The organism is Vibrio sp. EA2 (assembly GCF_033042495.1).
Taxonomy (GTDB): Bacteria; Pseudomonadota; Gammaproteobacteria; order Enterobacterales; family Vibrionaceae; genus Vibrio.
The window spans coordinates 34,636-57,771 of the sequence record NZ_JAWLID010000003.1; the positions used below are offsets into that span (position 1 = coordinate 34,636).

Here is a 23,136-nt window from a genome sequence, read left to right on the forward strand (position 1 = left end):
ATCGCCATTAACCTGCTTTGTCAGCAGAAGTGATATTGAGCGATGGCTTTTCGTTTTTAAAAACGACGCGATTAAGCATCGACACGCCCTAAGTCAAAGGGCGAATCAACATATCCAGTTTTGGGTGTACCACTCGCCGTTTCATTGTGACTGCATAAAAGTTTTCGTATACGTTCGGAAGCAACATGTAGCTTTTTAGAATCCCATTATCCAACTCATCCTTCACCACCACTTCTGGCATCACAGCCAATGCGCCAGTGTCACGAGTTAATAGTCGTAACATTGCCATATCATCCGATTCGGCAATGATCTCCGGCTGCAATTGATACTGAGCTGCAAAGGCATCAAATGCGGAACGCAAAGGGGTTTCACCATATGGCAGCACCCACCGCTGGTTGCGATAACTATTGCCCAAATCCTGCCCTAGTTCCAGTCCGGGAGGGCCAATAATCGCCACCGCTTGTCTGGCGAGTACTCTGCTTTGCCAGTTCTGTTTATTTGAGCCTCGCACGGGAATATTGGTCAGCGCCATATCCAGCTGGAGCTCACTAAGCGCAGTTAATAAGCCTGTCTGGCTCATGGACTGTAGCGTGTAACGGCAGTCATTCTGATTGATCAATGGCTGAATAAACTGTTCGATAAAGTTACGCGAAATGGTTGATAAGATCCCAATACGAATCGTTGCGCCCGGCAGCGCTTTTCCACTGGTCAGAAGCTTTTCCAGCTCTTCACCATTTTTGAATATTTCATCGGCATAGCTCAGTGCATGATAGCCACTTTCCGTAAGCGTCAATGTACGCCCTTTCCTCATGAACAATTCAACATCTAAAGATTGCTCTAATTGCTTGATTTGTGAGGAAAGCGCCGACTGAGAAATATGCAATTTATGCGCAGTCTGGGTGAGGTTACCCTGCTTCGCTACTTGCCAGAAATAATACAGATGATGGTAGTTGAGTCGACTCATAGTTCTAAAAAACAGAATGGTTTGTAACTTATTATATATTTTACTTAAGTGTAACTAACTTTCACAATACGCATCATATTATTAAATGTGAGGTAGGTCATGTTCTCTGTGTTTTTGGTTACACCGCTCAAGCTGATGTTGCTCAGTTTGATTGCCATACTCGGATTCACCATCATTCGTTATAGTTGGGTGGCATTTGCGGGTGAAGCGGATCGCGGGCGTTTTCTACGCGCTTTAGTCATGACACTTTGTGCCGTCATTATGGTGATCATCAGTAATCACCTGCTTATCTTCTGGGCAGCATGGGTTAGTGTAAGCCTCTCGCTAAACAGATTAATTCTTTTTTATCCGCAGCGTAATCGCGCACAACTGGCGGCACACAAAAAGTTTCTTCTCGCCCGGTTTAGTGAACTGCTATTAGCGGTGGCATTTGTTCTTTTGTACCTTGAGTTCAATACCCCTTACATCAATGACATTGTCGCTCAGGCAGGAGTGACTTCACACAGTGGCAAAATTGAAGCAGCAGCCGTACTACTTGCTATCGTGGCACTGATTAAGTGCGCGCAGCTACCTGTCCATGGCTGGTTGATACAGGTTGTCGAAGCGCCGACCCCGGTATCGGCACTGCTTCACGCTGGCATTGTAAACCTTGGTGGAATATTACTACTTTTCTTCGCTCCTATATTGGCGTCAAGCTCTTTGGCGTGTGGCATTCTGATTGTACTGTCGGGAATCAGCACCGTGATTGCAGGTCTGGTAAGTACCACTCGTATCTCTATTAAAGTAAAGCTGGCGTGGTCCACCAGTTCACAAATGGGACTCATGCTGGTTGAGATTGCATTAGGTCTTTACGACATGGCTGTGCTGCACTTATTTGCGCACTCGCTTTACAAAGCGTACTCGTTTCTTAATAGCGGCAATACGGTCAACCACTATCTGGCAGCGAAACTGGCCGGCGACGTGAAACCGAGACTGGGCCACTGGTGTCTCGCCCTGACTCTGTCACTGTTGATGCTTGCTATCGCCCAGTGGCAATTTGCCGTAATGACCAGTCTGGCAGCTACCATCCTGGTGTGGTTTGCGCTGAGCGCGCTGATTTTACCAAGCGTGACTTGCTGGGACCGAGCCAGCCTGCCACGTATTGTTATTACCCTATGTTTTGCTTCAGTACTGCTTACGCTTTACACCGCAGCCAAACACGCACTGGCTAAGGTGGTTGGCCTTGACGCTCCACTGAATTTGCTGGCCGATGGATTTGTGGCGGCGCTTTTTGTCAGTTTGTTTGCCCTATCGATGGCGCTGCAATACTGGCCTCAAATCAGCTGGGTCAAACGTCTATTTATTGCGCTTAATGCTGGGGTTTATCTCGATGAGTGGGCAACTCGCCTGACCCTCAAGTGGTGGCCAAGTCAGTCACTGCTTGCGTTACAAAATGCTCAGTGGCAAGAAAAACCGGAGGCTAAATAATGTTTGAACAACAACTGCGTATGCCATATATCGACATTGCCAAATCTGTAGCAGCGTCCATTGCACCTGTCTGGCCTCTGGATCAATCTATCGCGGTTAACCCATGGTGGCCGCAGCGTCACAACACCATTGAAACGACCTTTGCTGAACAAGCGGTTATCACGGGTGAGACCAGCCTGATGCCCAGAGCGTACTTTCGTCAATTGTGGCATCAGCAAATTCAGCCAGAACATCTGGATCAGGCAATTGAACAATCAGACTCAATACTCACTTATGAGCAAGTTATTGAGGATCTTCAGCGTAGCGAGCCTGACCTAATACGCTGGAAAACGCTGGCAATGTTGATGGATGAGGAAATTCCATCACAGCAAGGGCACAGTTGGGCGCAGGAAATCGTTCAGCAGGTGAGTCAGTTTATTGCACTTTATCATCAGTATCCGGATCGCTTTGATGCTGATGGCAAAGATGGCGAGCATTTATATCAAAGCTGGCTGGAAGTTATCTGTCGCGACAAAGGTATGAAAACACTGCTTGGTGTTGATCTGCTGCCTTATTTTCAACAACTACCCAAGTCATTGTTTGAATCATTAGATGATATCTATGAAACCTGGGAACCGACCTGGCAAAACGAAACTGGCTGCCACGCTTTTATGCGTGCATCATTGCAGCAGTTATCTGGCTGGGCGGGGTGGCAATCCTGGCTAGACTGGCAAGCGAATCTGGCACAGAAGCCAAGCAGCTTGTCTCACACTCTGGGTTTGACCACAATTTTGTTGGCATGGGACAAAGTGTTAATGAGGTGGCTGGAAGAAACGCATCCACAAACCGCCAAGCGAATTCGTCAAACATTAGCTCATCAGACAAACAATATCGAACAGCTGTACTTTTTAGCCAAACAGCAGTTAGCACCGATGTGGATTTGGCAGCGTGCACTGGAGCTTAGCGTGCAAAATTCGTGGATCCATCAGGTCAGTTCCGTGAAAGAAAGCATCGAGAGTGATCGTCCGCAGTTGCAAGCGGTGTTTTGTATTGATGTTCGTTCTGAGCCAATGCGCCGTGCTTTGGAAGCGCAGGGCGATGATATTGAAACCGTCGGCTTTGCAGGGTTCTTCGGTATTCCTATTGCTTATCAGAATCACGACGGCAGTATTTTACGTCCTCAACTACCCGGATTATTAGCCCCGGATTTGGTGGCTCAACAGACTCGTATACAACCAGAACGCTGGCTGCGTCTGACTAAATTAGGCTGGCAGAATAGCCTGGATAAGCCATCGTCTAACTTGGGCATGGTTGAAGCGGGTGGTTTGCTGAAATTGGTCAGCCTTTTCAAACGCGTAGTGATGCAAGACGGGACTGAAAACCCCGTTAACAAAGATCTTCGTAACAATGAGACTTGGGAGTTGAAGCGCAACCAAACCTTGTTAACGACAGCCGAAAAAGCCGAGTTAGGTGCAGGTATTTTAACCGCGATGGGCATAGCTAAGCGCCTCGCTAACGTCGTGCTGTTAACCGGGCACGGTAGCCAAACTTGTAACAACCATACTTCATCAAGTCTGGATTGTGGGGCGTGTGGTGGCCAAAGCGGTGAAGTTAATGTCAAAGTCCTGGCATCACTGCTAAACGATGAGCAAGTGCGTTGTGAGATGAAAAACTTCGGGGTGACAATCCCTGAAGATACCCAGTTTTATGCTGCGCTGCATAATACCACGACCGACGGTTTAACTGTGTTTGACGCGCCAGATGCCAATTGGCGTCAGGCCATTCTTGATGCCAGTCATCAGGCTCGTCATGCTCGCGCTGAACAATTCGATGCACCAGTAGCGCCAAGCAAAAGTGACCTTAACCGTTTCTTTAAACAGCGAGCAACCAACTGGGCACAAATGAGACCGGAATGGGGACTGTGTAATAACGCCGGGGTATTTATCGCTCCGAGAGCGTTGACGCGCAATTTAGACTTTTCCGGACGTGCTTTTTTGCATGAATACCATGTCGAACAAGATCCCGAATTTACTCAGTTGGAAAAGATTCTAACCGCACCATTACTGGTGATGAACTGGATTAACATGCAGTATTACGCCTCAGTCACCACACCGGAGAAATTTGGCAGCGGTAACAAACTACTACACAACGTAGTTGGCGGACATATTGGAGTATTTGAAGGAAACGGTGGCGATCTGAGAATCGGGCTTTCAAAACAATCGGTTCACGATGGTCGCCATTACCGCCATCAGCCGGTGCGCCTTAGCGTGTTTATTCAGGCTCCCCAATTAGCCATTGAGGCCATTATGGCTCAGCATCAGGATGTGGCATCATTGGTCAATAATGACTGGTTATTCCTCTATCACGTCGATAGCCAGAATCAAGTCAGCCAGTACCGGGATGGCACCTGGCAAGTTGTGACTCAACAATAGCTCACTTCTAAAACCTAAATACTAGACTTATATTAACCTGGAAAATTTGTTGATTCTTCAAAGCCCAAAATGATCACTTTTTACCTGGGTTGGTATTGGCCTGTATTCAGATTAACGTACGAATAAAAATGCCCACACATTAGTTAGTGGGCATTTTGTTTTTTAGCTCTAATTCCCAGAGGGGAGGGGAACTAGGAAAAATTTAACAACCTAGAACTTAACGACAAAGCAATTTATGTTCTGGATTCAGAATCCTTTCCATCGCAGCTTTGTAACTCTCTACTACCGTATCTCTGGAGTGACAGCGCACACCTATGTACTCCAGCTTCCCATCATCGATACCGTAAACAACACCGTGCACTTCAATTTCCTGACCACGTTCCCAGGCATTTTGCAGAATCGTAGAGTTACTTAGATTATGAACTTGCTCTGCAACGTTGATTTCAGCTAGTTTGTCTGAGCGATCCGCTTCCGGCATTGATTCAATATAACTACGATGTTTGTAGTACAAGTCTCTGATATGCAGAAGCCAGTTGTTAATTAACCCGAGTTGAGGATTATCAATAGAAGCGTTTACACCACCACATCCGTAGTGACCACAAATAATAATATGCTTCACTTTTAATACGTCTACTGCGTATTGAACCACAGACAAACAGTTTAAGTCGGTATGAACAACCAGATTAGCGACATTACGATGAACGAACAGTTCTCCTGAGTACAGACCCGTTAGGCGTTCTGCCGGAACTCGACTGTCAGAACAACCAATCCATAAAAAGTCGGGGTTTTGTCCTTCAGCTAGCTTAGCGAAATATTCAGGGCGATCAGATTTGATCTCTTCTGACCATTTTGAATTATTTTCAAATAATTGTTTAATTTCCGGCATCTTGCAAATAACTTCCCTTAAATGACAAAAGCACTGATAGCTTAGCTCCTCGAATATAGCAAGCGATCAAAATTTCAACTATACACAATGTTACAATTTCTATCCCGTTAAATATTCGTCGCGAAGGACTCATCTGACGTGTTCTTGCTAATAAACTCGTACAATTGAGCTTGTTTATTTATCAGTCCTCAAAACCCATGAAATCGTTATGGTTGAAGGAGTGCTTGTTAAAGTGGTGAAATTTGTTTTGTTATTAATACAAGGGAATTAAGTGTTGTTCGGTAATCGTTTTGAAGATATCAATTTCAAAGGGGACATCTTTGGTGGTGTCACGACCGCTATTATCTCGCTACCTTTGGCTTTAGCATTTGGTGTTGCTTCAGGAGCAGGCGCAGAAGCGGGCTTATGGGGCGCGATCATGGTCGGTTTGTTTGCCTCTCTATTTGGTGGTTCCAATACACTGATATCAGAGCCCACCGGGCCGATGACCGTCATTATGACCGCGGTCTTGACGAGCATGATGGTGAAATACCCGGAAACAGGGATGGCGATGACGTTTACTGTTGTCATGATGGCGGGTGCGTTTCAGATTTTGCTGGGGACACTAAAGCTGGGTAAATACGTTACCTTAATGCCCTACAGTGTGATATCTGGGTTTATGTCAGGAATCGGCGTCATATTGATAATCCTGCAGCTCTCACCTCTGCTGGGGCATGCAGCGCCTTCAGGTGGCGTATTAGGAACGTTATCCGCCTTACCTGAAACCATTTCTAATTTGAAGTTTAGTGAGCTATTTTTAGGCTTGCTGACGCTAGGGATTCTGTTTTTCTTCCCCAAACACTATCGCAAGTATGTCCCTGCTCAGCTGGTGGCTCTGGTCGCTGTGACCTTGCTGTCCGTGATTCTGTTTGATACGGATGACATTCGTCGTATTGGTGAAATCCCAGCGGGCTTACCTTCGTTGGTTGCCCCACATATCAATCCGGATATGTTTGTTGAGATGGTTATCGATGCTTTGGTGTTGGGTACCCTTGGTTGCATTGATACGCTACTAACGGCGGTTATTGGTGACTCGCTAACGCGTAAAGAGCATGACTCTGATAAAGAACTACGTGGTCAGGGTTTGGCGAATATGATTTCCGGGTTGTTTGGTGCACTACCGGGCGCAGGTGCGACGATGGGAACCGTGACCAACATTCAAGTCGGGGCGCGATCACCATTATCTGGTGTGATTCGTGCATTGATGCTGGCGTTAGTGGTCTTGGTTGCTGGAGGATTGACCGAGCCAATTCCAATGGCGGTGCTGGCTGGTATTGCCGTATATGTCGGTTTTAATATTCTCGACTGGAGCTTTATTCAGCGTGCTCATAAGGTCAGCTTTTCAGGCATGGCCGTGATGTACGGTGTAATGCTGCTGACTGTATTCGTCGATCTGATTGTCGCCGTTGGGCTTGGGGTGTTTATCTCCAACATCATTATTATTGAACGCCTGAGCCGTGAACAGGCTCGCCAGGTTAAAGCGATTAGTGATGCTGATGAAGACGATGTGCCTTTAACTGATAGTGAGAGAGGATTATTGGATCGAGCGAATGGCACTGTGCTGTTCTTTTACCTCTCCGGACCAATGATCTTTAGTGTATCGAAAGCGATCTCTCGTCAGCATTCAAGTATCGCCGATTACGAAGCGATGATTTTGGATCTCACAGATGTACCAATGATTGATGTGACCGTCGGACTGGCGCTAGAAAACGCAATTAAAGATGCTCTGGATGCAAATTGTGAAGTGTATCTGTTGTGCCCAAATCAACATACGCGTGAACAACTAGAAAAGTTCCACGTGATCGATCTGGTTCCGGCTGCCAACATTTATCGATTCCGCTATGAAGCTTTGAACGCCGCAGTTGCGCATGTTGAGGAAGCACAATACCAACGTATTACTGCGTAATTTACTCAGTTTCTACTTTCAGCTCTGCCAAGCCTTTTGGCAGAGCTCGTTATCTCACTGCCTGTTCCAAGAACCTCATTTCCCTCTGTTATCGACTTCCCAAAGCTCAGAAAACCATAACCTTACTGTGGATAACTCATCCAAGTTTATCGAAAGGTTTAATTGTAATCATCGTTATTCAACGATAAACTAATAATCCTTCACTGCAATACCGAAAGATGTTTCTGGGGCATCGGCTCTTAATCGTTCAAATACTCTCACTTGGTATCCGCAATCACGAATTACAACAGACGGCAATCAACTACGCTATGTACGCATTAGAAATCGAACAGCTACGTAAAACGTACGCAGGCGGCTTTGAGGCGTTAAAAGGCATCAGTCTACAAGTTAAACAGGGTGACTTTTACGCGCTTCTCGGCCCAAATGGGGCAGGGAAATCAACCACAATCGGTATTATCGCTTCGCTTGTCAATAAAACATCCGGAACCACTAAAGTCTTCGGTTATGACATCGATACCGATCTTGAATTGGCGAAACAAAATTTAGGTCTGGTCCCTCAGGAGTTCAACTTCAACCAATTTGAATCGGTTGAGCAAATTGTTACTCAACAAGCAGGGTATTACGGCGTACCAAAAGCGGTTGCAAAAGAGCGAGCACAGAAGTACCTGACTCAACTTGACCTTTGGGACAAGCGGGCAGAGGCCGCTCGTAATCTATCAGGTGGTATGAAGCGTCGACTCATGATAGCCCGAGCGCTAATGCATGAACCAAAATTACTGATCCTGGATGAGCCAACGGCTGGCGTGGATATCGAATTGCGCCGTTCAATGTGGGAATTCCTTAAAAAGATCAACGCTCAAGGTATCACGATTATTCTTACCACTCACTATCTTGAAGAAGCGGAAATGCTTTGTCGCAACATTGGTATTATTAATCGCGGAGAGCTGATTGAGAACACCACGATGAAAGGCTTGTTATCTAAACTGCAAGTCGAAACATTTGTGTTGGACGTTGAAAATGAAAACTGTATTCAGCCTCTTGATGGCGTCATTTCTCAAACAGTAAAAGAAGGCTCACTAGAAATTGAGCTGGAGAAATCGGAAGGCTTGAACCATGTGTTTACTCAGTTAACTGAGCAAGGGGTCAGAGTACTATCGATGCGTAATAAGGCTAACCGCTTGGAAGAGTTGTTTGTCCGTATTGTTCGCGAGCAGAGTTAAGGAAACGGTATGTATCATATTTATTGGACAGCTTTTGTTAGTTTGCTGGGTAAAGAGATCAATCGCTTTACGCGTATTTGGGTACAAACCTTAGTTCCGCCAGTGATTACCATGTGCTTGTATTTCATCATCTTTGGTAATCTTATAGGTTCGCGTATCGGCCAGATGAACGGATTTAGCTATATGGAATACATTGTTCCTGGCTTAATCATGATGTCGGTGATTACCAACTCATACTCAAACGTCGCTTCGTCATTTTTCAGTGCAAAAATGCAGAAGAATATCGAAGAATTGCTTGTGGCTCCGGTTCCTAACTATGTCATTATTGCGGGTTACGTCATGGGTGGGGTTACCCGAGGCTTGTTGGTTGGCACCTTTGTCACTTTCGTATCGCTATTCTTTGTTGATTTGAATGTGGATCATTGGGGAATTATCTTCCTGACCGTATTTATGACTTCGGTTGTTTTTGCGTTAGGTGGATTAATCAACGCTGTCTTTGCTAAGACGTTTGATGATATTTCTATTGTTCCTACGTTTGTCCTGACACCATTAACTTACTTAGGCGGGGTTTTTTATTCGATAAGCCTGTTACCAGAATTTTGGCAGGGCGTGTCTAAAATCAACCCGATCGTCTATATGGTCAACGCATTCCGTTATGGGTTTTTGGGCGTATCGGATGTAGGTATCGTGACGTCGTTTAGTGTGCTTGGTGTCTTTGTTGTATTGCTGTATGCCGTGGCGCATTACTTAGTAACCAAAGGTAAAGGCTTACGAACCTAAACGCTATTGATGAAGTGCAACAAAAAAGGTCGACTTGCAGTCGACCTTTTCTTTTGACTTTTGCTTACTCTGCATCCCCTGAGCTAGCATCGCTCGAATCAGAATTATCTTTAGCTTCAACGGCCATCTCAACGGTTTGATTGTCGATCAGGCGAACATTACCTAAAAATGCTGACATCAGAATAACCGCTTGTTTTGTGTCTACAGTGATTTCTTCTAAAGTGCGAGCATCACGGATAAAGATTTCATCCGGATGCAGTCCGGCAGCTCGAAGCTGATCGCTTGCATCTTCAATGATTGAAGCGTAGTCATCACGCCCGCCACGCATGGTGCTGCTAATCCAACGCATTGTGCGTGCAAGCACGGGGGCACGTTGACGTTGATCCAGCGTGAGTAATCCATTACGAGAACTCATCGCAAGCCCGTCCATTTCACGAATGGTCGGTACACCGACGATTTCAATATCCATTGCTAGGTCAGCGACCATCTTGCGAATAACGGCGAGTTGCTGGAAGTCTTTTTCGCCAAAACAAGCGAGATCTGGCTGGACAATATTAAACAGCTTATTGACGATGGTCGTCACGCCACGAAAATGACCTGGACGTGAAGCACCTTCTAAAATAGTCGAAAGACCGGGTACATCGACAAAAGTCTGCTTATCTAAGCCTTCAGGATAGATAATTTCCGGTGTCGGAGTGAACACCAATTCAACCCCTTCAGCAGCGAGTTTGCTAAGGTCTTCATCCAATGTTCGCGGGTAGTTATTTAAATCGTCAGCACGTTCAAACTGCATCGGATTAACAAAGATACTTACGACAACAACATCAGCGTATTCGCGAGCCTTACGAACGAGCGTTAAGTGACCGTCATGAAGATTGCCCATGGTTGGGACAAACGCGATTTTACGTCCTTCACGCTTATAGGTTTTTACCTGTTCACGAACCGCCGAAATTTCCGCAAAAGTGTGCATTCACTTATCCTCTAAGCAATGGTATGAGCGTCGTCTGGGAATACACCGTTTGCAACATCTTCCATGTATTTTGCAACGGCTTTGCGCATATCACCTGTTTCAGCAAGAAAGTTTTTGGAGAATTTAGGCATGTAGTTAGCAGAAATGCCAAACATATCATGCATGACTAGAATTTGACCATCAGTCACGTTACCTGCACCGATACCGATAACTGGCACGTCAAGCAATTGAGTGATGCGCTCTGCCAGAGAGGCAGGAACACACTCAAGTAGGATGATTTGAGCCCCAGCTTCTTGTAGTGCCAGTGCATCTTTGACCATGCGATCTGCGTTTTCTTCATCTCGGCCCTGCACTTTGTAGCCACCAAAGATGTTCACAGATTGAGGTGTCAGACCTAGGTGAGCACAGACTGGAACCGCACGCTCAGTGAGCATTTTGACAGTATCGACTAGCCACTCACCACCTTCGATCTTCACCATGTTGGCACCAGCACGCATGATTTTTGCTGCATTTTCGCAGGCTTGCTCTGGCGTGGTGTAGCTCATAAATGGCATGTCAGACATCAGCAAACAATTTGGGCTACCCGCGCGAACGCAGCGAGTGTGGTAAACAATATCTTCTACAGTGACTGGCAGCGTATCGTTTTCGCCTTGCAGAACCATGCCTAGTGAGTCACCCACTAGCAGGACGGGCATTTCCTGGCTTTCAAACAGTTGGGCGAAGCTTGCATCGTAAGCTGTTGAAGTAGCAAATTTACGACCTTCTTGCTTGCATTTGATAAGGTCGTTGATGGTCATTTTTTTCATTGTTTTATCCTTACTAGGAGTTGGCTATGACTGCCAAATATTGAGGCCGTTTCTATCTACCTGCTTGAGTAGTGTAGAGACCTCGGTCCCATCAGGGAGTTGTAAATTTGGTGCAATTTCCGCAAGAGGGTAGAGCACGAATTCGCGTTCTTTCATTCCGTAGTGAGGAATGGTCAGTCTTTCGGAATTAATCACCTCATTGCCATAAAGTACAATGTCGAGGTCCAATGTTCTTGGCCCCCAACGCTCATCTTTACGGACACGCCCTTGTTCTTGCTCGATGGCTTGGGTGCAATCAAGCAGTTGCAAAGGCGTCAAATTGGTTTGGATCGCCACGACCGCATTAATGTAATCCGGCTGGTTTTGTTGACCCATTGGTGTGCTGCTGTAAAGCTCTGACGCTTTAACAAATGTTGAATTAGGCAGTGCTTTTAGCGCTTCGATCGCTTGCTTCGCTTGGCTGACAGGATCAGCCAAGTTACTGCCTACCGCAATGTACGCTGTGATCATGATTTAGGCTTACTCTTTTTCTTACGGTAGTTTTTACGGCGACGCTGGCCTTTTGGTGCTTGTTCATCGAGATCGGCTGCCATTGCCTGACGCATTTCTCGGCCTGCATTCTGGAAAGTTTCCCACCACTTGGCAAGTTTCTCGGTCTCACCGCCTTCAATTTCGCCACGCATTTCAAGGAAATCGTATCCCGCGCGGAACTTGTTTAATTCCATTAGGCGTGAGGCGCGCTTACCATTGCGTCGCGGCAAGCGTAATTGCAGTTGCCAAATCTCGCGGATAGTCGCAGTGTGACGTCGTGGGATGGCAATAGTGCGAACTTGCTCATCAAGGATGATGTTACTGGCTTCCATGATGGCATCGTAGTAACCAAGATGGCGTTGCTCCATCAGTTTCTCGGCAACGGAACACAGTGGGTACCACAGCATCGCTGCGAACATAAATGCAGGGTTGATGCGTTTACCATCTTCAATTCGCATATCTGTGGAATCGAGGACCAGATCCAGCATCTGTTCTGTGTGTGATGAGTAATCTTCAGTGAAGTGCTCAGCAATGGTCGGGAAAAGCTGCTGGAATAGGTTGTATTCACGCAGTAGGTGGTAGGTTTCTAGACCATTTCCAGACTGTAGTAGCTTTAATGATTCCTCGAAAAGACGCGCGGATGGGATATCACGCAGCAGTGTCGCCATCTCTTCAATGGGCGCAGCTGTATCCTCTTCGATATCAAAATCGAGTTTTACCGCGAATCGAATCGCACGCAGCATACGCACGGGATCTTCGCGATAACGAGTTTCTGGATCGCCGATAAGGCGAATTAAGCGATCTTCTAAGTCTTCGATACCACGGGCATAGTCGTGAATCGAGTAATCAGCGATGTTGTAGTACATCGAGTTGATCGTGAAATCTCGGCGTTCTGCATCTTCATCGATGGTGCCGTACACGTTGTCGCGTAGCAGCATGCCTTCTTTTGATTGCTGAGAAATGCTTTTGTTTTTCTGCTCTTGATGGTGGCCACGGAAGGTCGCGACTTCAATGATGTCACGGCCAAACATGATGTGGGCCAAGCGGAAACGGCGGCCAATTAAGCGACAGTTTCTGAACAGCTGTTTTATCTGCTCTGGTGTTGCATTGGTCGCAATATCAAAGTCTTTTGGTCTCTGTCCCAGCAGTAAATCTCGAACCCCGCCACCCACAAGAAAAGCATCGAAACCAGCACCATTAAGGCGGTACAGTACCTTCAGTGCATTATCACTGATCTGCTTACGCGAAATGTTGTGCTCTTCACGAGTTATTACATTGAGAGCGAGCTCTGGGATTGTGGCAGGTTCGCTTGGTGTATAGTCGTTTGTATTCATGTGCATCTGGCAATAACTGGGTTTAATCCAATTTTGCTTTGGTTAGTTTTGGTGCCCTCGGGCAGATTTGCGGCTAATGATAGCACTACACAGCGCCATTTGAGAATCATGCTGTGATTTCGATCTCGGTTGGAAGCTGTTCTAACTGCCAGTTCTCGCAGCCCCAACGAAGAATATTCTCAATATCTGAGGCTTGTATTTCGTCTGGTATATCAAACCCCAAAAACGTCATCGCCTTTAGCAATGCTGGCTTGGGGTTGTCTATATCAATAGCCGTCGCGTGATTTTGTTTCGACAATTTATTGCCGTTGTCATCTATCGCCAATGGTAAGTGCAAGTAACTGACTTCGGGTTGTCCTAGAATTTGGTACAAGCTGATCTGACGCCCTGTTGGTTCGATTAAATCGGCGCCACGAACGACTTCAGTCACCCCTTGGTCGATGTCATCCAATACTACCGCAAGATTATAAGCAAATAATCCATCTCGGCGTTTAATAATGAAATCTTCATTTACCAGTTGTTCCGGAATCTTTATGGTTCCATGTTTCAGGTCGCTGAAACTGGCGATAGGTTTGGTCATTTTTAGGCGTATTGCGCCTTCTTTCAAGTTTTTATCTCGGCAAGTGCCCGGATAAAACCCACCATGCTGTTTTATTTGTTTGCGCGTGCACTGGCAATAGTACGCGTCACCATTTTCTAGCCAGGTATCGATTTGAGCTTGGTAGAGGTGATGGCGCTGACTCTGATAGACCACTTCACCATCCCAATGTAATTGGTAAGCTTGTAGTGCTTGCAGAATAGCTTGTGTTGCGCCGGGCATTTCCCTTGGCGGATCGAGGTCTTCTATGCGAACCAACCATGTTCCATGGTTGGCTTTGGCCTGAAAATAACTACCAAGGGCGGCTACCAGTGAGCCAAAATGCAATGGCCCTGAAGGAGATGGGGCAAATCGGCCAACGTAGCTTGTCATGGGTATGAATCTCGAACAGATAAGCCAAAACAAAAAGGGAGCCAGAGCTCCCTTCCATAATAAAAATGCGTGGTGATTAGCCTTGCATCTGCTTCTCTTTGATTTCTGCAAGCGTTTTGCAGTCGATACAAAGATCGGCAGTTGGGCGTGCTTCAAGACGGCGAATGCCGATCTCTACGCCGCAAGACTCACAAAAGCCGAAGTCATCTTCTTCGATTTTGTCTAACGTCTTTTCAATCTTCTTGATCAAACGGCGCTCACGGTCACGATTACGCAGTTCTAGGCTGAACTCTTCCTCTTGAGAGGCGCGGTCCACTGGATCAGGGAAGTTTGCTGCTTCGTCCTGCATATGGTGAACAGTACGGTCCACTTCAGCTCTTAGTTGATCACGCCAAGCCGTTAGGATTTTCGTAAAATGTTCAACCTGCTCTGGTGACATGTACTCTTCACCAGGTTTTTCCTGATATGGCTCCACGCCTGCAATGGCTAGGATGCCAATCGTTTTTTTCTTTGATTCTGGCATACAGCATCTCCTACTTACACCTAGTCAACTGCTACGCAGTCTCTTTAAGGCGGGTATCTATAGCAAAAAGAGGCGGTGCAAGCAAATACTGTTTTGCAAACTTATCGTCAATGTGAAGATAACATCATTTTTTCTATAAATTGATGAAATCAACAGCAGAAATTAGCGATATGTCAGTACTGCTCAGTTCAGCTTTGTAGCAGAGAACTTCTACTCCAGCGTCTTGTGCTTGTTTGAGTAATTGTGAATATTTTGCGTCTATATGGTGTGCCGCAGATACTTTTTCAATACCCGAATGTAAAACAGTAAATAAAAGTATGGCTCTACTTCCATTTTGTGCCATTTCTGTGAGCTCTCGCAGGTGTTTTTGTCCGCGGGTAGTGACGGCGTCGGGGAAGTATCCTTGCCCGTCCAAGCTAGTCTCATCAAGAAGAGTGACGCTTTTTACTTCTATATAGCACTTTGGTTTATCACTTGCGCTGAGCAAGATATCAATTCGGCTATTTTCATGACCATATTTCACTTCCGTTTGAAGTTTATCGTAACCGCAAAGCTCTGAAATGACATTGTTTTCAATCGCCTCTATCGCTAATTGGTTAGCGCGAGCGGTATTGATACAGATACGATGGCCGAGCTTGGTTTCGCTGAGCTCCCAGCTATTGGGGTATTTGCGCTTAGGGTTATCGGACGTCGAGTACCAAATTTTATTGCCTGGCGTGGCGCAGCCTGTCATCGCGCCGGTGTTGGCACAATGGATGGTGCGAATTTCACCGTTATCAAGTTCAATATCGGCGAGGAAGCGTTTGTAGCGTTTGAGCAGAGTCGCTGACTCTAAAGCGGGTTCGAAATGCATTTGCTTATTTAGACGGGCGCGTTTTTATGTACAATGTTGCCATCATTACATCACAAGGTATTTCCTTTGTCACAACTGCCGATTGAATCCGTGATGCCTCAGCTACTTGCCGCGGTCGAAAATCAACATCAGGTCATCCTAAAAGCCGCGCCAGGTGCGGGTAAATCGACTTACTTTCCTCTCCAACTGCTCCAGCACCAACTGGTCAAGGGCAAAATTATCATGTTGGAGCCAAGACGATTGGCTGCGCGGAATATCGCTCGGTATTTATCGGAGCAATTGGGGGAAAAAGTCGGGCAGCGAGTTGGATATCGTGTTCGTGGTGAGACAAAGGTCAGTTCCGCCACGCAGTTGGAGATTGTGACGGAAGGGATCATGACGCGCATGATCCAAAACGACCCTGAACTGGATGGCGTCGATCTGCTGATTTTCGATGAATTTCATGAGCGTAGTATCCATGCGGACACCGCATTGGCATTCAGTTTGGAAGTTCAGGAAGCGCTGCGTGATGATCTTAAGCTGGTGGTGATGTCGGCAACGCTGGATCAAGATGCGTTGCAAACTCTGTTGCACGAAGCGAGTTTTATTCAGTCAGAAGGGCGCAGTTTTGCTGTTGAAACGCGTTACACCCCCTTAGCCATTAATGACCATCTGCCAAGTATTATGGCCAAGACGATTGAGAGTTTGATCAATAAAGAGTCGGGCTCATTATTGGCTTTTCTTCCTGGTGTTGCGGCGATTAAGCAGGTTGAAGAACGGTTATCTCATCTGCCTGATGAGGTCGAAGTTTGTCCTCTTTACGGTCAGCTTAGTTTTGCTCAGCAGCAAAAGGCGATTGCTCCCGCGGTAAAGGGGAAACGTAAAGTGGTGTTAGCAACCAATATCGCGGAAACTTCCCTGACGATTGAAGGCATTCGCCTTGTCGTGGATTCCGGTTTAGAACGTATTGCTCGTTTTGATCTAAAAAATGGACTCACCCGTCTTGAGCAAGTGCGAATTGCCCAGTCTTCTGCAATTCAGCGTATGGGACGAGCAGGCCGAATCGAAGAGGGGATCTGCGTCCGTCTCTATTCTGACAGTCAGTTCAAACAGCAACCCGCGGTTCCGCAGCCAGAAATTCTGCACTCTGATTTGGCGAGTTTGGTTATGGAGTTAGCGTTCTGGGGCGCAAGCGATATTCAGGACCTAAAATGGCTCAATATTCCTTCTCAGGCGGCGTTGAATCAGGCTAAGCAACTGCTAGTGTCTCTTGGACTGCTAAACGATCAAGGTCAATTGACGGCGGATGGCAGACAGGCTCATGAGCTTGGTGTGGAGCCTCGCGCAGCCGCTATGTTGATTAAATCTTCGCTGCACAGTGAGAAGATGTTAAATACTGCGCTTGCAGCGGTCGCCCTTATTGAAGAACCAGAAAGAAACGTCACCAACATTGCACACAGCCTGCACCGCTGGATGACGGGGACGCATCCGAAAAAATCACTGCTGCTTAAACGTGCGCAATCCTTAGCTCACAAACAGGATAGTGCCTTTTCTCTTGGCGATGTTGATGAGAGTGCGCTGCCACTGGTGTTGAGTCTGGCGTTTCCGGATCGTATTGCTCAGCAACGCAGTAATCAATACGGTCGATTCATGCTATCGAACGGCCATGGTGCGGAATGTCGTCCTGAGGATAGCTTAGGTGGGTGTGAATATTTGGTAGCGATTGACTTGATGCGTTCACATTCTAATTCGAGTCAAATTCATTTGGCATGTGAATTGGACGTCAACTTACTGCAAACAACGTTTAAGTCGCTATTTTCATCTGAAGAACTGGTGGATTGGGATGAAAAAAGAGGGCGTTTAATCGCGCAGCGGCAGCAAAAGCTCGGTCAGTTGGTGATAGAGCGTGAGTCGTTGCCAAGCCCGGGCAAAGAAAAAATGACACAAGCTTTACTCACGTATGTCCGCCGCCAGGGATTGAGCAGTCTAAACTGGACACCGGCAGCAGAAAGCTTGCTTGAGCGTATTCGCTGTGCAATAGACTGGATGCCAGAGCAGCCTTGGCCAAGTTTTGATGAAGCGAGTTTACTCGAATTTTTGGAAGAGTGGCTAGAGCCGTATATGGCGTCCGTCTCGTCGGTCAAAGAGCTGAATAAGGTCAATTTGACTGAAGCGTTGAATGCGCGTTTAGGCTGGCCGTTGAATCAGAACCTTGATGAGTGGCTACCAGAGCACTACCAGCTACCGACCGGAACCAAAAAACGCATTCGATATCAATACGGTCATGAGCCGGTGTTATCAGTAAGAATGCAGGAAGTATTTGGAGAAAGTGCGTCGCCAACGGTCGCTCTTGGTCGTAAACCGTTGCTGCTTGAGTTACTTTCTCCAGCGCAGCGTCCACTGCAAGTGACAACAGACCTCGCGGCCTTCTGGAAAGGCAGTTATAAAGACGTGCAAAAAGAGATGAAAGGGCGCTACCCAAAACACGTATGGCCAGACGACCCGGCAAATCATGTAGCGACAACGAAAACAAAAAGACAGTTGAATAATGACTAACAGTAAAAAGCCAAGCACAAAAAAAGCGCCTGCGAAGAAAAAAACAGCAGCGAAAAGTACGGCAAAACGTACCAAACGTACCAAACGTACCTCGGGCAAGAAGCCGAGCAATGGGAAGCGCTCGTGGCTAAAAACGTTGTGGTCGTTTAGCTGGAAAGCGGGTGTTGCACTGGCTGCGGTATTGTTGTTCGTCGGTATTTATTTAGATAGCGTGGTCAAAGAGCGTTTTGATGGTCAGTTATTTGAGCTGCCAACCGTTGTTTACGCGCGCATTCTGAATCTGAGTCCGGGTGAAAATATCACCATCAAAGAGCTGCGCAATGAACTGGATGTGCTCAACTATCGAAAGGTAAGCACGCCACGTTATCCGGGCGAATACTCTTCGTCTTCTACTCGTATCGAATTAATCCGTCGTCCATTTGAATTCGCCGATGGCCCTGAGCCAGATCGTCACGTGATGCTGCATTTCTCTGACGGCGGTTTACAGCGCATTCAGTCTTTAGAGTCCAGAGGGGATCTTGGCTATTTGCGTCTGGAGCCTAAAATGCTGGGTATGCTAGAGAAAGATCAGGACGAGCAACGACTGTTTCTACGTCGAGATCAGTTCCCGGAAATTTTGGTGGATGCGTTACTGGCGACCGAAGACCGAAACTTTTATCAACATGACGGGGTTTCTCCGTTGGCAATCGGGCGCGCGCTCGTTGCTAATATTAAGGCGGGTCGGACGGTTCAGGGGGGGAGCACCCTGACCCAGCAGTTGGCGAAAAACCTGTTTTTGACCCGTGACAAAACATTGTGGCGTAAGCTACGTGAAGCCTACATTGCGTTGATTCTGGATTATCGCTACAGCAAAGATCGTATTCTGGAAGCGTACTTAAACGAAGTGTATTTAGGACAAAGTGGTGGTGAAGCGATCCATGGCTTTGGTTTGGCTTCTCGCTACTACTTTGGTCAGCCGATCAGTGAACTCCGTGTCGATCAACTTGCGATGTTAGTCGGTATGGTCAAAGGGCCGTCTTATTACAACCCTATTCGCTATCCTGAGCGTACCAAAGATCGCCGCGATTTGGTGTTACGTCTGTTGATGCAACAAAATCTACTGACAGCTCAAGAGTATGATCAAGCAGCGAGTCGCCCGCTCGACACACAAAGCAACCCGCGTATCGCCAGCCGTCAGCCCGCTTACTTCCAACAGTTGAGCATCGAGCTTAAAGAAAAAGTCGGTGAACGTTTTAAGGCGGAAACGGGGTTAAGAGTTTTCACCTCACTGGATCCGGTATCACAGAGTAAAATGGAACAGGCCATCGCGAAAAAGATCCCCGATTTGTCTAAGAGAGGTGGTAAAGAGCTCGAAGCAGCCGCTGTTGCAGTAGACCGTCACAGTGGTGAAATCCGTGCAATGGTAGGCGGGAAACGAGCGGGTTATGATGGATTTAACCGGGCGCTTAATGCGAGCCGTCCTATTGGCTCTTTGGTGAAACCTGCTATTTACCTGACTGCGCTGGAGCAACCGGAAAAGTACAACCTGGGTACAACGCTGCATGACACGCCGTTAAGCCTGAAAGGCAGTGAAGGCACGGTTTGGACACCGCGCAACTACGACCGTAAATACCGTGGCGATGTTCCACTCTTCATTGCGTTAGCCAAGTCACTTAATGTACCAACCGTACGTCTGGGTATGGAACTAGGTATACCTGAGGTGACGGCTACTTTAGAGCGCTTGGGCGTAAGCAAAGACGAAATCCGCCCGGTGCCTGCTATGTTCCTTGGCGCGTTTTCACTCACGCCCATTGAGGTCGCTCAGATGTATCAGACTCTGACAAACTCAGGCAAGCGAGCTAGGCTAACCGCACTTCGCTCGGTGATTGATATGGAAGGTAATGTTCTGTATCAGTCATTGCCTCGTTCGTCTCGTGAGGTGGATGAACAAGCCGCTTGGCTAACCACTTACGCAATGAAACAAGGCGTAGCTCAGGGAACGGGGCGCTTTTTGCAGAACCAGTTTGCTTGGGCTGCGTTGGCTGGCAAAACCGGTACCAGTAATGACACGCGTGATAGCTGGTTTGTCGGAGTGGATGGTAGAGAAGTCACCACTATCTGGCTTGGGCGTGACGATAACAAACCAACCCATTTAACGGGAGCCAGCGGGGCTTTACGTGTTTACGCCGAATATTTGTCTCAGCGTATTCCTGAACGTTTAGCACTACCCTGGCCTCGAGAAGTGACGACATTGGGATTCAAACAAACGACCGACGGTGGGTTGGAAATGAATTGCCGTAGCGAATATAAACTGCCGGTATGGGATAAAACAGGCCAGGTAAGGCAGCAGTGTGAGAAAAAATCTAACTGGATTAATGATTTATTTAATTGGTAGTGTCGCTAAACTGCAAGTATAAGCTTGTTTCACTGGTCAATTCTTAGTACATATTAGGGCCTAAAAGCTGGGAAGTGGGGTTGAACAACATTGCCAACCCTTTCCTAAGCCAGAGATTCGATAAAGGAAACGTGAATGTTCAAAAAGTTGTCATTTAGCCCGTTAACTCGCTACTTCGCGCTTTGGCTGAGCTTCTTTTTGATCGCTATGCCTTCGGCTTCCCGGGCCCAGGAAGAGACTTCTGCATCGCGGCCTAAAATTGCGGTGGTTCTCGCAGGTGGTGGTGCTAAAGGTGCCGCACATATTGGTGTACTTAAAGCACTGGAAGAGATGCAAATTCCGGTCGATATCATTACTGGCACGAGCATGGGAGCATATGTAGGTGGCTTGTATGCGACGGGGATGACCGCGGATGAGATTGAGAGCTTTATCTACACTGTGGATTGGAATGGCGGCTATCGAGATCGCGTTGATCGAAGCCAGCGCCGGGTTCGCGATAAAGAGTACGAAGATCGTTACCAGATATACACCGATCTTGGGCTACGCTTGACCGAAGTCAGAGCACCAACTGGTGTGGTGCAGGGACAAAACATGCTGCGTATCCTGCGTGAAAGTACGGGTAACCTGGGGCGTTTTGATTCCTTTGATGAGCTGGCTATACCGTATCGCTCTGTTGCGACTGATATCTTAGAGCTTGAAGAAGTCGTCATTGGTAATGGTTACCTAGTGGATGCGATGATGGCCAGCATGTCGGTTCCGGGGGCGCTCCCACCTTATCAGTTAAATGGTCATATGCTGGTGGACGGCGGCGTGGTGAATAACATGCCAGTTGATGTGGCTCGTGCGATGGGCGCGGATGTGGTTATTGCTGTGGATATCAGTACCGATTATAAAACGGAAGAAGACTTTACCGGTCTGTTTACCGTCGCCGATCAGCTTTCTAATTACCTTGTACGTCGTAGTACCCAAGAGCAAGTCGAAGCACTTCAAGAACAAGATATTTATATTCGCCCCAATGTTGGCAAAATGGAAACCGTCGAATTCGATAAGATGCCATCAGCATTTCAGTCTGGTTATGAGATCACCAACATGCTGGAATCAAAGCTGAAAGATTTACGCTTGTCGAGTGCTGATTACCAGAGATACGTTGAACATAAACAAGATGTTCGAAAAACCTTAGTGTATGGCGATGAACGCATTGTTGATGATGTTGAGATCGTCAATAACACGCACTACAGTGATGTATTGTTAACCAACCGTCTGCATTTAGAAACTGGACGGACAATCTCAACGCAAGAGATCGAAAAAGCGGTTGAAAACCTTTATGCGCTTGATCGCTTTGAGCTGATAACCTACCACTTCGAGGAAGAGTTAGGCTCGACACGATTAGTTTTCACGGTCAACGAAAAATCATGGGGTCCTAATTACCTCAACTTTCGATTTTTCCTCGAAGATGATTTTGATACTGACAGCCAGTATGGCATCGGGCTATCGACTAATTTTACCAACCTAAACTCACACGGTGCAGAACTGGCATTTAATGTTGAAATGGGCACGGATAAGCTGATTGAAACGGAACTGTATTCGCCCGTGATGTCCAGCCAAGAACTGTTCGTCTCCGGACGACTGGCCTATAGCAATGAAAGCCGAAACTTACCCCTGAATGATTTTCAAAACCCTGATATTAGCGCAGTGGATGATTTTCTGCCTGTCTCGTACAGTCACTTTACATCGGAGCTCTCGATTGGCTATCAGCCGACGTTATGGCAAGAGCTAAGGTTGGGCGCCCGATATTCAACAGGGAGTATTGAACTGTCCACGTTGGCGTCGGCGGGCAATCTCGATTTTGACCGGCTGGGCGTATTTGCGAGCTACCGCTTAGATACTCTTGATGACTTTGCCTTCCCTACTCGTGGTTTATTGGTTGATTTGGAGTACTTGGCTTCTCATGATAAAAGTCCGGAAGGTGATAACTTCCTGGAATCCGAATCAACAGTCGAAGATACGGTGTATGAAATTTCGGCCCGATTTAAAGGTGCAGTGAGCCATCAGCGTCATACTTTAGTCGGACATGCCGAGTACAGTTTTGTTGAAAGTAAAAATTCAACCATACCCCTCGATCCACGAGAACTCGGCGGCTTTTTAAACCTTTCAGGCATTCCGAGAAACAGTCTGATTGGCCAGGATCTGTTCTTTAGCAGTCTCGTTTATCGTTATAAATGGTTCGATAATGATTTCGGATTGTTTGAAGCTCCGGTATATATAGGGGCTTCAGTCGAGTATGGCGGTGTCTGGTCGGATAATGACCTCTCTTTAAATGAGGCGCCGCTGTATAATGCGGGCTCAGTATTCTTTGGTGTTGATTCACCAATTGGGCCTATAATGTTGTCTTACGGTCGTACAGAGCAGGACTTGGAGGCTGTGTACTTAATCGTAGGAACGTCATTTAATTAACTGGCAAAAGAAAGCATAACCTCAGCATATTGGCGCAAAATTAGCAGAACTTTAGTCGTAAGTTGCTATGTTGGTCAAAATGATAAGATTTTAATTTAAGGTTAAATTTGCTA

17 protein-coding genes are annotated in these 23,136 nt (G+C 46.8%); 8 read left to right on the forward strand and 9 right to left on the reverse strand.

Going from position 1 to position 23,136, the window contains the following annotated elements; genetic code table 11:
• Nucleotides 1–88: 88 nt before the first annotated feature.
• On the reverse strand, nt 89–964 hold the full coding sequence (locus RXX31_RS08200; RefSeq protein WP_317588651.1) for a LysR family transcriptional regulator: 876 nt from the start codon (nt 962–964) through the stop codon (nt 89–91).
• 99 nt (nt 965–1,063) lie between these two features.
• Here RXX31_RS08200 and RXX31_RS08205 point away from each other — a divergent pair, with 99 nt between their 5' ends.
• Nucleotides 1,064–2,431: an NADH-quinone oxidoreductase subunit L gene (locus RXX31_RS08205; RefSeq protein ID WP_317588652.1), complete on the forward strand. Its 1,368-nt coding sequence runs from the start codon at nt 1,064–1,066 to the stop codon at nt 2,429–2,431.
• The gene (locus RXX31_RS08210) at nt 2,431–4,842 is read left to right on the forward strand and encodes a DUF2309 domain-containing protein (protein ID WP_317588653.1); all 2,412 of its coding nucleotides are present in this window, start codon (nt 2,431–2,433) and stop codon (nt 4,840–4,842) included. Before RXX31_RS08205 ends, RXX31_RS08210 begins: the two co-directional genes overlap by 1 nt.
• A gap of 217 nt (nt 4,843–5,059) precedes the next feature.
• Here RXX31_RS08210 and can read toward each other — a convergent pair whose 3' ends face one another.
• On the reverse strand, nt 5,060–5,728 hold the full coding sequence (gene can / locus RXX31_RS08215) for a carbonate dehydratase (protein WP_317588654.1): 669 nt from the start codon (nt 5,726–5,728) through the stop codon (nt 5,060–5,062).
• A gap of 274 nt (nt 5,729–6,002) precedes the next feature.
• Between can and RXX31_RS08220 the strand changes: the two genes are divergently transcribed.
• From RXX31_RS08220 to RXX31_RS08230, 3 genes are all read left to right on the forward strand, one after another.
• Entirely contained in the window at nt 6,003–7,673 is a 1,671-nt protein-coding gene (locus RXX31_RS08220) for a SulP family inorganic anion transporter (protein WP_317589329.1), read from the forward strand.
• A 308-nt stretch (nt 7,674–7,981) separates the two neighbouring features.
• Complete coding sequence (locus tag RXX31_RS08225; protein ID WP_317589330.1) at nt 7,982–8,893, forward strand: ABC transporter ATP-binding protein; 912 nt, start codon at nt 7,982–7,984, stop codon at nt 8,891–8,893.
• 9 nt (nt 8,894–8,902) lie between these two features.
• Entirely contained in the window at nt 8,903–9,673 is a 771-nt protein-coding gene (locus RXX31_RS08230) for an ABC transporter permease (RefSeq protein ID WP_014232938.1), read from the forward strand.
• Nucleotides 9,674–9,737: 64 nt separating this feature from the next.
• On the opposite strand, the gene panC is transcribed toward RXX31_RS08230, so the two are convergent.
• The 7 genes from panC to sfsA all read right to left on the reverse strand — a co-directional run bounded on the left by panC (nt 9,738) and on the right by sfsA (nt 15,660).
• Nucleotides 9,738–10,643 carry a pantoate--beta-alanine ligase gene (panC, locus tag RXX31_RS08235; protein ID WP_317588656.1) on the reverse strand — a complete coding sequence of 302 codons (906 nt, stop codon included), beginning with the start codon at nt 10,641–10,643 and terminating at the stop codon, nt 9,738–9,740.
• Between the two features lie 11 nt (nt 10,644–10,654).
• On the reverse strand, nt 10,655–11,449 hold the full coding sequence (gene panB / locus RXX31_RS08240; RefSeq protein WP_317588658.1) for a 3-methyl-2-oxobutanoate hydroxymethyltransferase: 795 nt from the start codon (nt 11,447–11,449) through the stop codon (nt 10,655–10,657).
• 24 nt (nt 11,450–11,473) lie between these two features.
• Nucleotides 11,474–11,959 (reverse strand): 2-amino-4-hydroxy-6-hydroxymethyldihydropteridine diphosphokinase, encoded by a 486-nt coding sequence (folK, locus tag RXX31_RS08245; protein WP_317588659.1) that lies wholly within the window; start codon nt 11,957–11,959, stop codon nt 11,474–11,476.
• Nucleotides 11,956–13,320 carry a polynucleotide adenylyltransferase PcnB gene (pcnB, locus tag RXX31_RS08250; protein WP_317588660.1) on the reverse strand — a complete coding sequence of 455 codons (1,365 nt, stop codon included), beginning with the start codon at nt 13,318–13,320 and terminating at the stop codon, nt 11,956–11,958. The genes folK and pcnB overlap by 4 nt, the downstream gene beginning before the upstream one ends.
• A 100-nt stretch (nt 13,321–13,420) precedes the next feature.
• Nucleotides 13,421–14,284, reverse strand: a complete 864-nt coding sequence (gene gluQRS, locus RXX31_RS08255; protein ID WP_317588661.1) for a tRNA glutamyl-Q(34) synthetase GluQRS — start codon at nt 14,282–14,284, stop codon at nt 13,421–13,423.
• A gap of 76 nt (nt 14,285–14,360) precedes the next feature.
• Nucleotides 14,361–14,807, reverse strand: coding sequence for an RNA polymerase-binding protein DksA (gene dksA / locus RXX31_RS08260; RefSeq protein WP_317588662.1), 447 nt, complete (start codon nt 14,805–14,807; stop codon nt 14,361–14,363).
• Between the two features lie 133 nt (nt 14,808–14,940).
• Complete coding sequence (gene sfsA / locus RXX31_RS08265) at nt 14,941–15,660, reverse strand: DNA/RNA nuclease SfsA (protein ID WP_317588664.1); 720 nt, start codon at nt 15,658–15,660, stop codon at nt 14,941–14,943.
• Nucleotides 15,661–15,726: 66 nt separating this feature from the next.
• On the opposite strand from sfsA, the gene hrpB reads away from it, so the two are divergent.
• From hrpB to RXX31_RS08280, 3 genes are all read left to right on the forward strand, one after another.
• Nucleotides 15,727–18,195, forward strand: coding sequence for an ATP-dependent helicase HrpB (hrpB, locus tag RXX31_RS08270; protein WP_317588665.1), 2,469 nt, complete (start codon nt 15,727–15,729; stop codon nt 18,193–18,195).
• The gene (gene mrcB / locus RXX31_RS08275) at nt 18,188–20,569 is read left to right on the forward strand and encodes a penicillin-binding protein 1B (protein ID WP_317588666.1); all 2,382 of its coding nucleotides are present in this window, start codon (nt 18,188–18,190) and stop codon (nt 20,567–20,569) included. Before hrpB ends, mrcB begins: the two co-directional genes overlap by 8 nt.
• A 135-nt stretch (nt 20,570–20,704) precedes the next feature.
• The gene (locus RXX31_RS08280; protein ID WP_317588668.1) at nt 20,705–23,023 is read left to right on the forward strand and encodes a patatin-like phospholipase family protein; all 2,319 of its coding nucleotides are present in this window, start codon (nt 20,705–20,707) and stop codon (nt 23,021–23,023) included.
• The last annotated feature ends 113 nt before the right edge of the window (nt 23,024–23,136 follow it).

Bases quoted from the DNA above. Each gene is read 5' to 3' on its own strand.
- panC (WP_317588656.1), bottom strand. From the start codon at position 10,643: ATGCACACTTTTGCGGAAATTTCGGCGGTTCGTGAACAGGTAAAAACC.
- can (WP_317588654.1), bottom strand. From the start codon at position 5,728: ATGCCGGAAATTAAACAATTATTTGAAAATAATTCAAAATGGTCAGAA.
- RXX31_RS08225 (WP_317589330.1), top strand. From the start codon at position 7,982: ATGTACGCATTAGAAATCGAACAGCTACGTAAAACGTACGCAGGCGGC.
- RXX31_RS08210 (WP_317588653.1), top strand. From the start codon at position 2,431: ATGTTTGAACAACAACTGCGTATGCCATATATCGACATTGCCAAATCT.
- gluQRS (WP_317588661.1), bottom strand. From the start codon at position 14,284: ATGACAAGCTACGTTGGCCGATTTGCCCCATCTCCTTCAGGGCCATTG.
- folK (WP_317588659.1), bottom strand. From the start codon at position 11,959: ATGATCACAGCGTACATTGCGGTAGGCAGTAACTTGGCTGATCCTGTC.
- dksA (WP_317588662.1), bottom strand. From the start codon at position 14,807: ATGCCAGAATCAAAGAAAAAAACGATTGGCATCCTAGCCATTGCAGGC.
- RXX31_RS08205 (WP_317588652.1), top strand. From the start codon at position 1,064: ATGTTCTCTGTGTTTTTGGTTACACCGCTCAAGCTGATGTTGCTCAGT.
- RXX31_RS08280 (WP_317588668.1), top strand. From the start codon at position 20,705: ATGTTCAAAAAGTTGTCATTTAGCCCGTTAACTCGCTACTTCGCGCTT.
- RXX31_RS08230 (WP_014232938.1), top strand. From the start codon at position 8,903: ATGTATCATATTTATTGGACAGCTTTTGTTAGTTTGCTGGGTAAAGAG.
- panB (WP_317588658.1), bottom strand. From the start codon at position 11,449: ATGAAAAAAATGACCATCAACGACCTTATCAAATGCAAGCAAGAAGGT.
- mrcB (WP_317588666.1), top strand. From the start codon at position 18,188: ATGACTAACAGTAAAAAGCCAAGCACAAAAAAAGCGCCTGCGAAGAAA.
- sfsA (WP_317588664.1), bottom strand. From the start codon at position 15,660: ATGCATTTCGAACCCGCTTTAGAGTCAGCGACTCTGCTCAAACGCTAC.
- pcnB (WP_317588660.1), bottom strand. From the start codon at position 13,320: ATGCACATGAATACAAACGACTATACACCAAGCGAACCTGCCACAATC.
- RXX31_RS08200 (WP_317588651.1), bottom strand. From the start codon at position 964: ATGAGTCGACTCAACTACCATCATCTGTATTATTTCTGGCAAGTAGCG.